The sequence below is a fragment of the Yoonia maritima genome, assembly GCF_003003285.1.
In the GTDB taxonomy this organism is placed as follows: Bacteria; Pseudomonadota; Alphaproteobacteria; order Rhodobacterales; family Rhodobacteraceae; genus Yoonia; species Yoonia maritima.
Genome location: NZ_PVTP01000002.1, coordinates 195,174 through 209,118, shown reverse-complemented (window position 1 = coordinate 209,118; position 13,945 = coordinate 195,174). Strand labels below are relative to the sequence as shown.

Here is a 13,945-nt window from a genome sequence, read left to right as displayed (position 1 = left end):
AAACACGAACCGCTCCATTTCGTTGGGACCCTACCGAAATTTGGCCACACAGATCACCTCCTCGTACACAATCTCGGATGAACGACTCGGGTATCCAACGTCAACGCATAGATATTTTCTCAATAATATCCGTTAACAATACTAATCAATCTCATTTTACTGCTTCAGAACAGCAAAACTCAGCTTCACCTCTTCTACCTTTCCAGTCACGCTATCCGTCAATGGCATAACAAAGCCTGCATGTTCCGCGATTTTCATGCAGCCTTGATCCAAATGCACTGCGCCAATTCCCTGCAACTCAAATTTGACCGGGATTGCGCAGGACTGCAACTCTTGCGCAATGGTGATGAGGTTTCGATAGAAATTCGCCTGCCGTGCCGTCATACGTGCGGGTTTATCCCTGAATTCCTTAGCAGAAAGCTGCTTGAAAGATGAACTAAGTTTCTGAATGGTCTGGCTTGGTCCATCATAGGGTTCAAGTTTGGAAGTAATAGTGATCACTGGGCGCGCTCCGAATATAGCCACACCAAGTTCACATATCACCAACATCCAATCAAGTGCGGCCGCCCCATTAGCTTCGCCAATCGCTTCCCCGCACGCGCGCTTAGAATGGCCAGCTTTTAGCTGTCCATCTTGAGTGCTGAAATAAACGCCTCTTGTGGGATATCCACTTTCCCGAACTGGCGCATCTTCTTCTTACCCGCCTTCTGCTTATCCAGCAGTTTGCGTTTCCGTGTGGCGTCGCCGCCGTAGCATTTCGCGGTCACGTCTTTGCGCAGGGCAGATAGGGTTTCGCGGGCGATGACTTTGCCGCCGATGGCCGCTTGGATCGGGATTTTGAACATGTGGCGCGGGATCAGGTCTTTGAGCTTTTCAACCATCGCCCGGCCCCGCTGTTCAGCACGGTCACGGTGCACCATCATCGACAGCGCATCGACGGGTTCATCGTTGACCAGCACCGACATTTTCACAAGGTTATCCTGCTGATAGCCCGTCATTTGGTAATCAAACGACGCATAGCCCTTGGTCACCGATTTCAGGCGGTCGTAGAAATCAAACACGACTTCGTTCAATGGCAGGTCATAAACCACCATCGCGCGGCTACCCGCATAGGTTAGGTCCAACTGCACACCACGGCGATCTTGGCACAGTTTCAGCACGTCACCCAGATAATCATCCGGCACAAGGATCGTCGCTTTGATCCGCGGTTCCTCGATATGGTCCACATGGGTCATGTCGGGCATGTCAGCGGGGTTGTGCAGGTCGATCATCGTCTCGTCACGCATATAGACGTGGTAAACCACCGACGGCGCGGTCGTGATCAGCTCAATGTTATATTCGCGTTCAATCCGGTCACGAATGACCTCTAGGTGCAGCAGCCCAAGGAAACCACAACGGAACCCAAAGCCCAGCGCGGCAGATGTTTCCATCTCGTGGCTGAATGACGCGTCGTTCAGCGCCAGTTTATCAATCGCATCGCGCAGGTCTTCGAATTCGGCGCTATCCACGGGGAACAAGCCACAGAACACAACGGGTTGCGCAGGCTTAAAGCCCGGCAGCGCGACTTCGGTGCCCTTTTTCTCGGATGTGATGGTGTCACCCACCCGCGTATCACGCACCTGTTTGATGGATGCGGTGATAAACCCAATCTCGCCCGGGCCAAGATCAGTAACGTCTTGCATTTTGGGGCGGAACACACCGATCTTATCAATCTGGTGAATGGTCCCGTTGGACATGAATTTGATCCGGTCGTTTTTCTTCATCGTGCCGTCGATGACCCGCACCAGAACGATCACGCCCAAATAACTGTCATACCAACTGTCCACCAGCATCGCCTTCAGCGGCGCATCGCGGTCGCCCTTGGGCGCAGGCAGCTTGTGCACGATGGCCTCAAGCGTTTCCACGATACCAACGCCGGTTTTCGCTGACACGCGGATCGCTTCAGACGCATCGATCCCGATCACGTCTTCAATCTGCGCGGCAACCTGATCGCATTCGGACGCGGGCAGATCGATCTTGTTCAGTACAGGCACGATTTCATGGTCCGCATCAATCGCGTGATACACGTTGGCCAGCGTCTGGGCCTCAACCCCTTGGGTGCTATCCACAACCAGCAACGACCCTTCGACCGCACGCATGGACCGAGACACCTCATAGGCGAAATCCACGTGACCGGGGGTGTCGATCAGGTTCAACACATAAGATTCACCGTTTTGCGCGGTATAGTCGATGCGCACCGTGTTGGCCTTGATCGTGATCCCGCGTTCACGTTCGATATCCATGCTGTCCAGCAACTGCGCTTTCATATCACGCGCGGCCACCGTGTTTGTCTCTTGGATCAACCGATCGGCAAGCGTGGACTTACCGTGGTCAATATGCGCGACGATAGAGAAGTTACGGATGTGATCGAGGTCAGTCATGAAGGGGAAGCCCTATGCAAAGTTTGAACCGTCAATGGCCAAAGAACACGGGTTTTGCAAGTGGATTGAGATGAGGATACCGCAAAGAAACTATATCGCACCGGTGTAAAACACCTGCGCTCCCCCAGCCGACGTGGAGCACCGCAACACCAAACATCACACCCGCCTTCTCAACGACGGGTGTGCGGAACGAAGCCGCTATTCATGCCCAAGTCTTAGAAGGCCGCTTCAGGCATACAAGAGGCTCTTAGATTTCTTGGCGAGAAACACAGAATAGCTTTGCACATTCACCAAGACGTCCTACCGACTTGGTAGGCCTATCTCCTTCAGCTTTTGAAACTCCTGTGCGGCGGCCTGCGCATCAAAAGTGGCCACTAAGACCAGTGGCCGCTTCAAGCTGCGAATACGAAGCGAAATTTCGTTCTGTTCACTCGCTGTCAGCGAACTGTTTGCCAGTTCAATGGCCGCAACATCACTAAATGCATATTCTGCGTGGCGTGAGCTTTGCCACGTTACACCGCGACAGATCGAAACAATTTGTCTGCTTGGGTCAATTGTCACAACAACGTTGGGAGCGAAAACGCCCTTGCTGATTGAAGCATAGATAAAGACGCAAGGTATTCCGACACAGAGCAGCAGCAGAGCCAAATAGCCCACAAAATCGCCCAAGCGCGTGAAGTCGCCTCGCAACATGGACCCGACTAAATCCAGTGCGTCACGTCCGAACAATCCAAAAGCCAAAATAAAATTCATTGCCAAGATGACCATGAACGGGGTCACCACGACCGCAATGAACAGCCTGACACGCGGCGTCGTCTCGTCTCGATATTCGATGAGCATGGCATCCGTTTCCATCGACTGCTCCGACAACGTTATCTGTGTATCCTAAGTAAAGCGGACTTTGGTTCAACTTGCAGCATTAGTCAATTTGGGCTCATTCCTGATATTCACTAGTTTGACCATTATTGTTTTCTGCACTCCGTCAAATACTCCATACGTCCCACAACAACTCGTGCATGTCATATGCCCCTATCACATTCCCCAATTGCATCACGCCCCTTCCCTCGCCATAATCCCGCCTGAGGGCATCATCAGTCGGACCGTCTGCGCAGACAGCGGCCAGAGAGAGGCAATATGCGGTATTTAGTTTTAATTGGGGCTTTGGTGAGCTTGGCGGCGTGTGGCGGCGGCGGTAGCCGTCCGAGTGGCGTTCCCAACGCGAGCGGCCCTATCAGTCAGGCCTGTATGGCAGCGGACCGCAAGGCGGCGTCGCCTGCACTATGTGGCTGCGTGCAGGGTGTTGCGAACCAGACCCTATCCGGCCGTGACCAATCCCGCGCGGTGGCGTTCTTTACAGAACCGCAACTTGCCCAAGACACCCGTCAATCAGACAACCCAAGCTCAGAAGCATTCTGGAAACGCTATAAGGGCTTTACTGAAATGGCGTCTCAAGTCTGTGTTCCCGTAGCATAATCCGCGCGGCATCTTCGATAATATCAAGGCACCCGTCAAAATCGCGGGTGTAATACGGATCAGGCACGTCTTGGGCCGCCATCAGGCGCACAGGCGTGTCGTTTCCACTGGGCCGAAGCCGTTCGATGTCTGCGCGGTTCTGCCGATCCATTGCGACGATCAGATCAAACGCATCGAAATCTTCCGCCGTAAACTGACGCGCCCGCAGCGGACTTAGGTCATACCCACGCTGTCCTGCCGCCTCTTGCATCGGGCCATAAGGCGGATCACCAACATGCCAACCACCAGTTCCTGCACTATCAAGCGTTAGATGCGGCGCCATCGCACGCACAACGCCTTCGGCCGCAGGCGACCGACAGATATTCCCCAAGCATACGAACAAAACGCGCATCAGGCCAACTGCCCCCGCGCCATACGGTAGTGCGCCGGCATCGAGGGCATAAAGAACAGCACCCAGCCATAAGTGGCATAAACAAAGAACATCGCAGGTATCCACGCGATAGCCATCGCCAGCCCGATCACGCCAGCTGTCCGATGCGCCACGCCGGGCTTTAGGAACCGTAGCAAAAGCAGATGGAGCAGCTTGCCACCATCCAACGGCTGCACTGGGATCAGGTTAAATATGAACAGCGACAAGTTCAGGAAGCCAAACATATACAGATAAGACGCAAACTGCCTCATCGCCTCAGATGGCAAAGCTTCTGCGCTCCAAATCGTCTTGACCGCAATCGAACACAACGCCCAAAGCGCAAGGTTCACAATTGGCCCCATCGCGATGATCAGCTCGCTTTGATAGCGCGTCGTTGACCGGGCAGGTTCGCAAAAACCGCCACCGCCGAACAACATAACGCGCCGCACAGGTGCGCCTTGAACGATACAGGCCCACGCGTGGCCGAATTCATGCAAAAAGATCGCAAGCACCAACATCGTCGCAAAAATCAGGCTGCTCACCAGATTACCACCCGACAGCACGACGATGAATAAAACGAGCATCGCCAAAGACTGCCCCACATCCACCCGCACGCCAAAAGGCCCAGTGAACTGGAACACCACCGTATCGTTACCAAACATGCAATCCTGCCCTTAAGCCAATTCCGCTTTCATAAGGTTCAATATCAAAGCCCCACATATCGCAACACTTATTGACCCACTCTGGCTTGCGACCCTAAGCCACTAGACAGCCGCCCCCTGCCCGATATGAATGCAAGCATGAGCAAGAAAATTGATATCACTGCCCTCGCCGAGGGCGTTCGCGCTGGTGACCGTCGTGCATTGGCCCGCGCGATTACGTTGGTCGAAAGCGGACGCGCTGACCATCGGACCCAAGCGCTTGAACTTCTCACGTTGCTTGGCAGCGACCGCCAAGCCATGCGCATCGGTCTGTCGGGCACACCCGGCGTTGGTAAGTCGACATTCATCGAAAGCTTTGGGTTGATGCTGACGGGCCAAGGGCTGCGGGTGGCGGTTCTTGCCGTGGACCCATCCTCTGCCCGGTCTGGCGGTTCGATCTTGGGTGACAAAACCCGGATGGATCACCTTGCCCGTGATCCCAATGCGTTTATCCGCCCCTCCCCCAGCCAAACCCAGCTTGGCGGTGTGGCCCGCCGCACCCGAGAAGCCGTCACGCTTTGCGAGGCTGCGGGATACGACGTGGTGCTGATCGAAACTGTCGGTGTTGGGCAATCCGAAACGGTTGTGGCGCAGATGTCCGACCTCTTCCTTTTGCTTTTGGCACCAGCAGGCGGGGACGAATTGCAGGGCGTCAAACGCGGCATCATGGAAATGGCTGACGTGATCCTCGTGAACAAAGCAGATGGCGACCTAAAGGCGCAAGCAACCCGGACCTGTGCCGATTATGCTGGGGCATTGCGGCTACTGCGTAAACGTCCCCAAGACCCAGAAGGCTTCCCCAAAGCTCTGACCGTATCCGCACTTGAAACTGTCGGGCTCGAGACCGCATGGGATGAAATGAAAACCCTGCGGGACTGGCGACGCGAAACTGGTATTTGGGAGCAAACCCGCAAGGACCAAGCCAGCTATTGGTTCAAAGAAGACGTCCATCAAGGGCTGCTTCAACTCTTGCTTGATGATCCACAAACCAAAGAGCAAATGCAAATTGCCCAGAGCGAGGTCACCGCTGGCAAAGCAACGCCAGCTACGGCCGCTGAAACCGTGCTTTCACGTTTTCGTAGAAGCTAGGCAGGCCAACAAACCTTTGACTAACTATTCGCAGGCGCAATAAATGGCACCCAGATGGGCGAATTGATCGGCCCGCGATGGCAAATCGGGTTGACGGGTCTAAGGAATCCGCCTATCTGGCGCTAATCTTATTCACGACCCTGCCTTGGTGGGGCCATCACCCCTATGACAGGACGCCCAAACATCTGGTTTGGTGATGTCCACAGTACAAGGAACAGCTCATGTCGCGCCGTTGCGAATTGACCGGAAAAGGCCCGATGTCGGGCAACAACGTAAGCCACGCTAAGAACCGCACACGCCGTCGGTTCCTGCCAAACCTGCAAGACGTTACACTGCAGTCTGACGTGCTTGGCCGTTCGTTCAAATTCAAAATCTCTAACGCTGCTCTGCGCACCGTTGATCACCGCGGTGGTCTGGACGCATTCATGGCGAAAGCCAAAGATGCTGAGCTTTCTGCAGAAGCGCTGAAAGTGAAAAAAGAAATCTCTAAAGCAACTGCTGCTTAAGCGATTCTCTTTTTAGAGTTTATGAAACCCGGTTGCCTTTTGGCTGCCGGGTTTTTCTGTTTGCAGGGGTGGATTAAAATCCACCCTACGACACCTCGGCAAACGCAACGCCCGTAGGGTGGGTCTTGACCCACCCCTCTTGAATGGCCCAGACACTGGCCATGACTACCCTTCCTATTGATCCCATCTTACCCGAACTGATCACCGCCATCCGCGCCCAAGGCTGTGCAGTACTGCAAGCCCCGCCGGGTGCAGGTAAAACCACACGTGTCCCGCTGGCTATGCTCAAGGCTGACCTCACGAACGGCAAGATCATCATGCTAGAACCGCGTCGTCTGGCTGCGCGTGCAGCCGCCGAACGCTTGGCAGAAGGGTTGGACGAAAAACCGGGCCAGACGGTCGGTTACCGTATGCGTGGCGACAGCAAATCGGGTAGCAAAATCGAGGTCGTGACCGAAGGCATCCTGACCCGCATGATCCAATCTGACCCTGATCTGACCGGGATCGGCGCGATCATCTTTGACGAATTTCACGAACGGTCCTTAAACGCCGACCTTGGCCTCGCGCTTGCATGGGAATCACGTCAGGTTCTGCGACCTGACCTTATCGTTGTAGTCATGTCCGCAACCCTAGACGCAGCACCAGTTGCAGCGTTGCTCGACAACGCGCCTATTGTGACCTCTGAAGGTCGGTCATTCCCCGTCACTACCCACCACCTCGATAAATCCCTGCCCAAAGGCACCCGGCTTGAGGCTGCGACAGCAGACCTGATCGTCAAAGCCGCGCATGAGACCAGTGGAGGGATGCTGGTATTCCTGCCCGGCGAAGGTGAAATTCGCCGCGTTGCGCAAAACCTGTCAGGCCGCCTGCCCGAGGATTGCCAGATCCGCCCCCTTTACGGTGCCTTACCGTTCAAAGACCAACGCGCCGCCATTGCCCCCGTGAAATCGGGACGTAAAATCGTGTTGTCGACCTCCATCGCCGAAACCTCGCTCACCATCGAAGACATCCGCGTGGTCGTGGATGCAGGCAAATCCCGTCGCGCGCGATTTGACCCCGGTTCAGGCATGTCCCGCCTTGTCACCGAACGCGTCAGCCGCGCCGAGGCCACCCAACGTGCAGGCCGTGCAGGTCGCGTTGCCCCCGGTGACGCATATTGCCTATGGACCAAAGGCGAAGAAGGCGCCCTGCCCGCTTTCGCCCCGGCCGAAATCGAAGCCGCCGACCTTGCCAGCCTCGCACTTGAAATCGCGACATGGGGCAGTGACGATCTGCTCTTCCTGACACCCCCACCCGAAGGCGCCTTGGCCGAGGCACGCGCCCTTCTTCAGGGGCTTGGCGCATTGGATGCTGACCTACGGATCACCGCACATGGGCGTGCGCTGGCTGCACTGCCGCTCCACCCTCGCCTTGCACATATGCTGCAAATCGCTGGCGCACAGGCGGCACCGCTGGCTGCCCTCCTTGCTGCACGCGATCCTTTGCGCGGTGCATCCAGTGATCTGTCGTTGCGCATCACCGCGCTTAACCGCCGCTATGATGGGCCGGGCCAAGTGAACCATGCGGCCCTTTCACAGATCAAATCCGAAATACCACGCCTATCCAAAGAACTGCCTAAGGCTGCACCAATGTCATTGGCCTGCATGGCCGCACTGGCCTACCCCGACCGCATCGGACTGCGCCGCAAGGGCGATGACCCGCGTTACGTCTTGTCCGGTGGCAAAGGTGCTGTGTTGGACGCAAGTGATCCGCTCGCCGGGCAGCGCCTGATTGTTGCGACCGATCTGGATGGTGACAACCGCGAGGCGCGCATCAGACAAGCCGTTGCCATTAGTGACAGCGAACTGCGCGAAACCTTTGGTGACCAAATCAAATGGGCTGATGTTTGCACGTGGTCCCGCCGCGAAGGCCGGGTGCTGACGCGTAAACAAGAACGGCTAGGCGCATTGGTGCTAGATGATCGTAATTGGTCGGATGCACCCGACGATGCAGTGGCCATCGCAATGCTAGATGGCATACGGCAACTGGGCCTGCGCCCGAATGCGGCCGCGAACCGGTTCCGTGCGAGGGTCGCCTTGCTAGATGATCTGCCTGCGATGGACGACGACGCGCTAATGAACAGCTTAGAAACATGGCTTTTGCCCCATCTCAGCGGGGTGCGTAGCACCGCCGATTGGAAATCATTTGATCTGCTGCCCGCCCTTCGCGCCATGCTGGATTGGAACCAAATGCAGCGGCTTGAACAAGCGGCACCTGCGCATTTCGAAACACCACTGGGGCGCAAAATTCCTATCGACTACGACGGTGAAGCACCCGGCATTACGCTGCGCCTGCAAGAAATGTTCGGTGTCACCAAACACCCAACCGTGGGGAAAACACCGCTTCGCGTGACGCTGCTCTCGCCGGGTCAAAAACCGGTCCAAGTCACCCAAGACATCGTTGGCTTTTGGGCGTCATCATATGCCGACGTGCGGCGCGACATGCGCGGCCGCTATCCACGTCACCCCTGGCCCGAAGACCCGACCCAAGCGGACCCCACTTTGCGCGCAAAACCGCGCGGCACATGAGCGTGATTTGCATTCCGAATCAGTGCGTGTTAATAAAATGTCAATAAAACAAGACTATTGGCAGGCAGACGATGACTTCCATGTTGAACACCCTTTGGCAGGGCGCATTGCGTCCGCTCTTTAAACGACCGCCTGCTTTGCAGGTCGCAGCCCTGTGCCACCGCGAAGGTGACGCCGGGACAGAGGTGTTGCTTGTCAGCAGTTCAAGTGGGCGTTGGATATTGCCAAAAGGCTGGCCAATTGACGGGCTGACCGCGGTCGAAGCCGCCAAGCAAGAAGCATGGGAAGAAGGCGGTGTGAAAAAAGCGTCGCCTGACGAAACCGCCATGCAATCGTTCATCGGTCAAAAGCGTTTTGACAACGGTACGGTGATCCCATGCGAGGTCAAAGTTTACCCGTTCAAAGTCAAAAAGCTGTCGAAAACCTACCCCGAAGCAGAACGGCGCGACCGCATGTGGGCGTCACCTTCACGGGCTGCGGAATTGGTTGATGAACCTGGCTTGCAGCAGGTTCTCAGTGACTTTGCGGTCTAAGTCATAACTTTATAAATATATTGTGACATCGCCCCAATAACGTTACCCCCGGCCCAATTCAAAACCGAGGGACACAATGCCTGATTCCAAACCATCAAACCAATGGAAGACGCTTGATCGCGATCTTGGCCGTATTGGCGCAGTCGAATACGCAACGCAATACGTAAGCAAACCATTGGTTGGCTTGGGCATTTCGCTCGCCTTTATTATCGTGGCCGCACTTGCAAGCACGCTGTTTTTCGGCGGTGATTCAGTATCTTATGTCGTTATCGCTGCGGCCGCCTTTGGTGCGTATATGGCGGTCAACATCGGGGCAAACGATGTTGCCAACAACATGGGACCTGCCGTGGGCGCGAATGCGCTGACCATGGGCGGGGCTATTGTCATCGCGGCCCTTTGCGAAAGTGCCGGTGCTTTGCTTGCTGGTGGTGATGTGGTTTCCACGATCTCAAAAGGGATCATTGACCCCGAAAGCGTCGCCAGTAGCGAAATCTTTATCTGGGCGATGATGGCCGCTCTGATCTCTTCAGCGCTATGGGTGAACCTTGCCACTTGGGTCGGCGCACCTGTGTCCACGACCCATTCGGTTGTCGGGGGCGTGATGGGCGCCGGTATCGCCGCTGCTGGTTTTGCTGCCGTGAACTGGCCAACCATGGGCGCAATCGCGGCCAGCTGGGTTATTTCACCACTTCTAGGTGGTATTATTGCGGCTGCGTTCCTTGCCTTCATCAAAACCGCGATCATCTACCAAGACGATAAAATCGCAGCCGCGCGTCGCTGGGTGCCCGTGTTGATCGGGATCATGGGCGGCGTTTTCTCGATGTATCTCGCGATGAAGGGGCTTAAGAAAATCGTAAAGATCGATCTATTCACAGCCTGCCTGATTGGTCTCGTCTTGGGTGCAATCATCTATGCCGTGTCTGCTCCGCTTGTGCGCCGGCAGTCCGAAGGGCTTGAGAACCGCAACAAGTCTTTGAAGGTGCTATTCAACATTCCGCTGATCCTATCGGCAGCGCTGTTGTCGTTTGCACATGGCGCTAACGACGTTGCCAATGCCGTTGGACCGCTAGCCGCAATCGTGCACGCCGAAAGCTTTGGCACATTCGCGGGCAAAGTAGATATTCCGACTTGGGTCATGGTGATCGGTGCCTTTGGGATCTCGTTTGGTCTAATCCTGTTTGGGCCAAAGCTGATCCGCATGGTCGGCAGCCAGATCACTAAACTCAACCCAATGCGCGCTTACTGCGTCGCCCTATCAGCCGCGATCACGGTCATCATCGCAAGCTGGCTAGGCCTGCCGGTATCATCAACACACATCGCTGTGGGTGGGGTATTTGGCGTTGGTTTCTTCCGCGAATGGCACGCAGAGCGCCGGGTGCGTAATTCGTCAGCCAAGCGCCCAGAAGCCAAGCGCATCGCCCCAGAAGAACGCCGTCGTCGCAAGCTGGTACGTCGCTCACACTTTATGACGATCATCGCCGCATGGGTCATCACAGTGCCCGCAGCAGCGGTGATTTCCGCGGTGATCTTCTTGGGACTACAAGCCGCGTTTGTCTAAGGTGCGGTGGATTAAAATCCACCCTACGAAAAAAGAAGGGCCAATTCCTGATTAGGAATTGGCCCTTTTTGTTGGTCACTTTAGATTACTTACCCAAGCAATAGCGCATAACAGCCTTTTGAGCGTGCAGACGGTTTTCCGCCTCGTCGAAGATCACCGAATGCTTTCCGTCCATAACGCTGCTTGTCGCTTCGTCGTCACGGTGCGCGGGCAGGCAATGCATAAATAACGCTTCGTCTTTGGCCTTTGCCATCAGGGCATCATTCACTTGATAGCTGCGCAGCTGGTTGTGGCGACGCTCACGGGCGGACTGTGGGTCGTGCATGGATACCCAAGTATCAGTCACAACAAGATCAGCGCCTTGTACCGCTTTATCGGGGTTACGCTCTGTTGTATAAAGCCCAGCAAGCGCTGGTTCAGGGTCAAGCGTTTCAGGCCCAGTAAAGACCAATTCAAAATCGAACTGCTTCGCGGCATGCGCAAAGCTGGCAAACACGTTATTGCCGTCACCAGACCAAACAACCCGCTTGCCTTTGATCGGGCCGCTATGTTCCTCGAATGTCATAATGTCAGCCATGATCTGACACGGGTGCGTACGATCTGTCAGGCCGTTGATCACCGGAACCGACGCGTATTCCGCCATCTCTAGCAGGGTCTGTTCCTCGAAGGTACGGATCATGATCATGTCAACATAACGCGACAACACGCGGGCGGTGTCGGCGATGGTTTCGCCATGGCCAAGCTGCATATCGCTGCCAGATAGAACCATGGTCTGCCCACCCATTTGGCGCACCCCAACATCGAACGACACACGGGTACGGGTCGATGGCTTTTCAAAGATCAGCGCGACCATGTGATTGGCAAGCGGTTGGTCCGCGTCCAGGGTCCCTTTGGGCAAGCCCTTACGCGCGTCTTTCATGGCGCGACCATTGCGGATGATTTCATGCAGATCTTCTGCGGGCGTCGTGTGAATATCAAGAAAATGCGTCATAGAGTTCGCTTTGTTGTTGGGCCATTGGCCAGTAAATCAAAGGTGAGTCATCACCTGAACAAGTTTGCCATCATTGGTGCTAGCCAGTCGTCGAGGTTGAAACCCCGCCTGTTTATAGATGGATATGGTTCGTGTATCGGTCGAATTTGGACCTACCGCAACCAGCGCATTGTTTCGGCGCATATCGCGGACGCGTGCTTCGATATAGCCGGTTGAATGCCCCGGCCCCAAGAAATCTGGATTGCCGACAAATGTCGACATGCCACGCGACCCCTTTGGTAAATCTGCATATTCAGATTTCTTTGATACCTGCGTATCAAAGTCCCTGATAAACGCGAACGGCATACGTGCCACGCCAACAATCCGCATATCGACGTTTGGATTATCCAAATCCTGTATAATCTGCGCAATCTGTCTTTCCGCATCCGGCCACCACGCCTTCACATGCGCCACCGTGAACCAGCGGCGCAATAAAGGTAGATCATCCCGAGTTAACCGACGGAAATCGTAATTACGCATATACCCCTACATCTGCGCGGCCGCTGCATCCAACAGCTCAACCGCGACAGTAATGTCCTCATCTGTAATATTAAGTGGCGGCAACAGCCGGATCACATTATCAGCCGCAGGCACAGTCAAAACACCCTGTGCATAGCCGGCCTGAACCACATCTGTGTTCACCGCTTTGCATTTCAGGCCCAACATAAGGCCTGACCCACGCACGCTTTCAAATACATCGGGGTGGGATGAAACCAACCCTTCCAACTTTTGGCGCAATAGCCCCGCCTTGCGGTTCACTTCCGCAAGAAACGCATCATCGGCGATGATCTCCATCACCTTTGCACCAACGGCACAAGCCAATGGGTTACCACCATAAGTGGACCCATGCGTACCCGCAGTCATACCAGATGCGGCCTCTTCTGTCGCGAGAACCGCGCCCAAAGGAAAGCCGCCGCCAATACCTTTGGCAACCATCATGATATCAGGGGTGACGCCTGCCCACTCATGCGCAAATAGCTTGCCTGTACGGCCCATACCGCATTGGACTTCGTCAAAGATCAGCAGGGCACCATTTGCATCGCACAATTCGCGCATCGCTTTTAGATCCGCGTCAGGCACGGGACGAATACCGCCCTCGCCTTGTACAGGTTCGATCATCACAGCAGCGGTCGTATCGCCCAGCGCATCGGTCAGGCCCATCAGGTCACCGAATTCCAGATGAACAAAACCTGGCAACAACGGGCCAAAGCCTTTCGTCATTTTCTCAGACCCAGCAGCCGCGATACCCGCGCTTGACCGCCCATGGAAAGAACCAGAGAACGTGATGATATCAGTCCGCTCAGGCTGGCCTTTATCAAACCAATACTTGCGGGCCATTTTCACGGCCAGTTCACAGGCCTCGGTACCTGAGTTGGTGAAAAACACCGTGTCTGCAAAGGTCTTATCAACCAATGCATCAGCCAGCTTTTGTTGGGCAGGAATGTTGTAAAGGTTAGACAGGTGCCAAACCGACTGCGCTTGGGTCGTCAATGCGTCAACCAATTCCGGGTTCGCATGGCCAAGCGCGTTCACCGCGATCCCAGCGCCCAAATCCAAAAATCGGCGGCCATCTGCTTCCGTCAACCATGACCCCTCGCCGGACACAAAAGTCAGCGGGGCACGTGAATAGGTTGGCAAAATAGATGCGATCATGGCGAT

The 13,945-nt window shown here is 55.3% G+C and carries 14 protein-coding genes; 6 read left to right on the top strand and 8 right to left on the bottom strand.

Annotated features, from left to right (window positions below; translation table 11 throughout):
• Nucleotides 1-156: 156 nt before the first annotated feature.
• The 3 genes from CLV80_RS03560 to CLV80_RS03550 all read right to left on the bottom strand — a co-directional run bounded on the left by CLV80_RS03560 (nucleotide 157) and on the right by CLV80_RS03550 (nucleotide 3,275).
• A complete protein-coding gene (locus CLV80_RS03560) occupies nucleotides 157-501 on the bottom strand; it encodes a hypothetical protein (protein ID WP_133169742.1) in 345 nt (114 codons plus the stop codon).
• A gap of 119 nt (nucleotides 502-620) precedes the next feature.
• A complete protein-coding gene (lepA, locus tag CLV80_RS03555; protein WP_106354887.1) occupies nucleotides 621-2,420 on the bottom strand; it encodes a translation elongation factor 4 in 1,800 nt (599 codons plus the stop codon).
• Nucleotides 2,421-2,720: 300 nt separating this feature from the next.
• Nucleotides 2,721-3,275 carry a hypothetical protein gene (locus tag CLV80_RS03550; protein WP_106354885.1) on the bottom strand — a complete coding sequence of 185 codons (555 nt, stop codon included), beginning with the start codon at nucleotides 3,273-3,275 and terminating at the stop codon, nucleotides 2,721-2,723.
• A 279-nt stretch (nucleotides 3,276-3,554) separates the two neighbouring features.
• Between CLV80_RS03550 and CLV80_RS03545 the strand changes: the two genes are divergently transcribed.
• Nucleotides 3,555-3,893, top strand: a complete 339-nt coding sequence (locus CLV80_RS03545; protein WP_106354883.1) for an arginine transporter — start codon at nucleotides 3,555-3,557, stop codon at nucleotides 3,891-3,893.
• Here the strand turns inward: CLV80_RS03545 and CLV80_RS03540 are convergent.
• Entirely contained in the window at nucleotides 3,853-4,284 is a 432-nt protein-coding gene (locus CLV80_RS03540) for a low molecular weight protein-tyrosine-phosphatase (RefSeq protein WP_106354881.1), read from the bottom strand. The two genes, CLV80_RS03545 and CLV80_RS03540, sit on opposite strands and share 41 nt — an antisense overlap.
• Nucleotides 4,284-4,964, bottom strand: coding sequence for a site-2 protease family protein (locus tag CLV80_RS03535; protein ID WP_106354879.1), 681 nt, complete (start codon nucleotides 4,962-4,964; stop codon nucleotides 4,284-4,286). The genes CLV80_RS03540 and CLV80_RS03535 overlap by 1 nt, the downstream gene beginning before the upstream one ends.
• 138 nt (nucleotides 4,965-5,102) lie before the next feature.
• Between CLV80_RS03535 and meaB the strand changes: the two genes are divergently transcribed.
• The 5 genes from meaB (at nucleotide 5,103) to CLV80_RS03510 (ending at nucleotide 11,256) form a co-directional block, all read left to right on the top strand.
• A complete protein-coding gene (gene meaB / locus CLV80_RS03530; RefSeq protein WP_106354877.1) occupies nucleotides 5,103-6,092 on the top strand; it encodes a methylmalonyl Co-A mutase-associated GTPase MeaB in 990 nt (329 codons plus the stop codon).
• 221 nt (nucleotides 6,093-6,313) lie between these two features.
• Complete coding sequence (rpmB, locus tag CLV80_RS03525) at nucleotides 6,314-6,598, top strand: 50S ribosomal protein L28 (RefSeq protein ID WP_106354875.1); 285 nt, start codon at nucleotides 6,314-6,316, stop codon at nucleotides 6,596-6,598.
• A gap of 161 nt (nucleotides 6,599-6,759) precedes the next feature.
• Complete coding sequence (gene hrpB / locus CLV80_RS03520) at nucleotides 6,760-9,165, top strand: ATP-dependent helicase HrpB (protein WP_106355357.1); 2,406 nt, start codon at nucleotides 6,760-6,762, stop codon at nucleotides 9,163-9,165.
• A gap of 80 nt (nucleotides 9,166-9,245) precedes the next feature.
• A complete protein-coding gene (locus CLV80_RS03515; RefSeq protein ID WP_106355354.1) occupies nucleotides 9,246-9,698 on the top strand; it encodes an NUDIX hydrolase in 453 nt (150 codons plus the stop codon).
• Nucleotides 9,699-9,774: 76 nt separating this feature from the next.
• Nucleotides 9,775-11,256, top strand: coding sequence for an inorganic phosphate transporter (locus CLV80_RS03510; protein WP_106354873.1), 1,482 nt, complete (start codon nucleotides 9,775-9,777; stop codon nucleotides 11,254-11,256).
• A gap of 85 nt (nucleotides 11,257-11,341) precedes the next feature.
• Here CLV80_RS03510 and argF read toward each other — a convergent pair whose 3' ends face one another.
• From argF to CLV80_RS03495, 3 genes are read right to left on the bottom strand one after another with little or no spacing between them, the layout of a single operon-like run.
• Nucleotides 11,342-12,247: an ornithine carbamoyltransferase gene (gene argF / locus CLV80_RS03505; RefSeq protein ID WP_106354871.1), complete on the bottom strand. Its 906-nt coding sequence runs from the start codon at nucleotides 12,245-12,247 to the stop codon at nucleotides 11,342-11,344.
• Between the two features lie 36 nt (nucleotides 12,248-12,283).
• On the bottom strand, nucleotides 12,284-12,766 hold the full coding sequence (locus tag CLV80_RS03500) for a GNAT family N-acetyltransferase (RefSeq protein WP_106354869.1): 483 nt from the start codon (nucleotides 12,764-12,766) through the stop codon (nucleotides 12,284-12,286).
• Between the two features lie 6 nt (nucleotides 12,767-12,772).
• Complete coding sequence (locus CLV80_RS03495; protein WP_106354867.1) at nucleotides 12,773-13,939, bottom strand: aspartate aminotransferase family protein; 1,167 nt, start codon at nucleotides 13,937-13,939, stop codon at nucleotides 12,773-12,775.
• Between the last annotated feature and the right edge of the window lie 6 nt (nucleotides 13,940-13,945).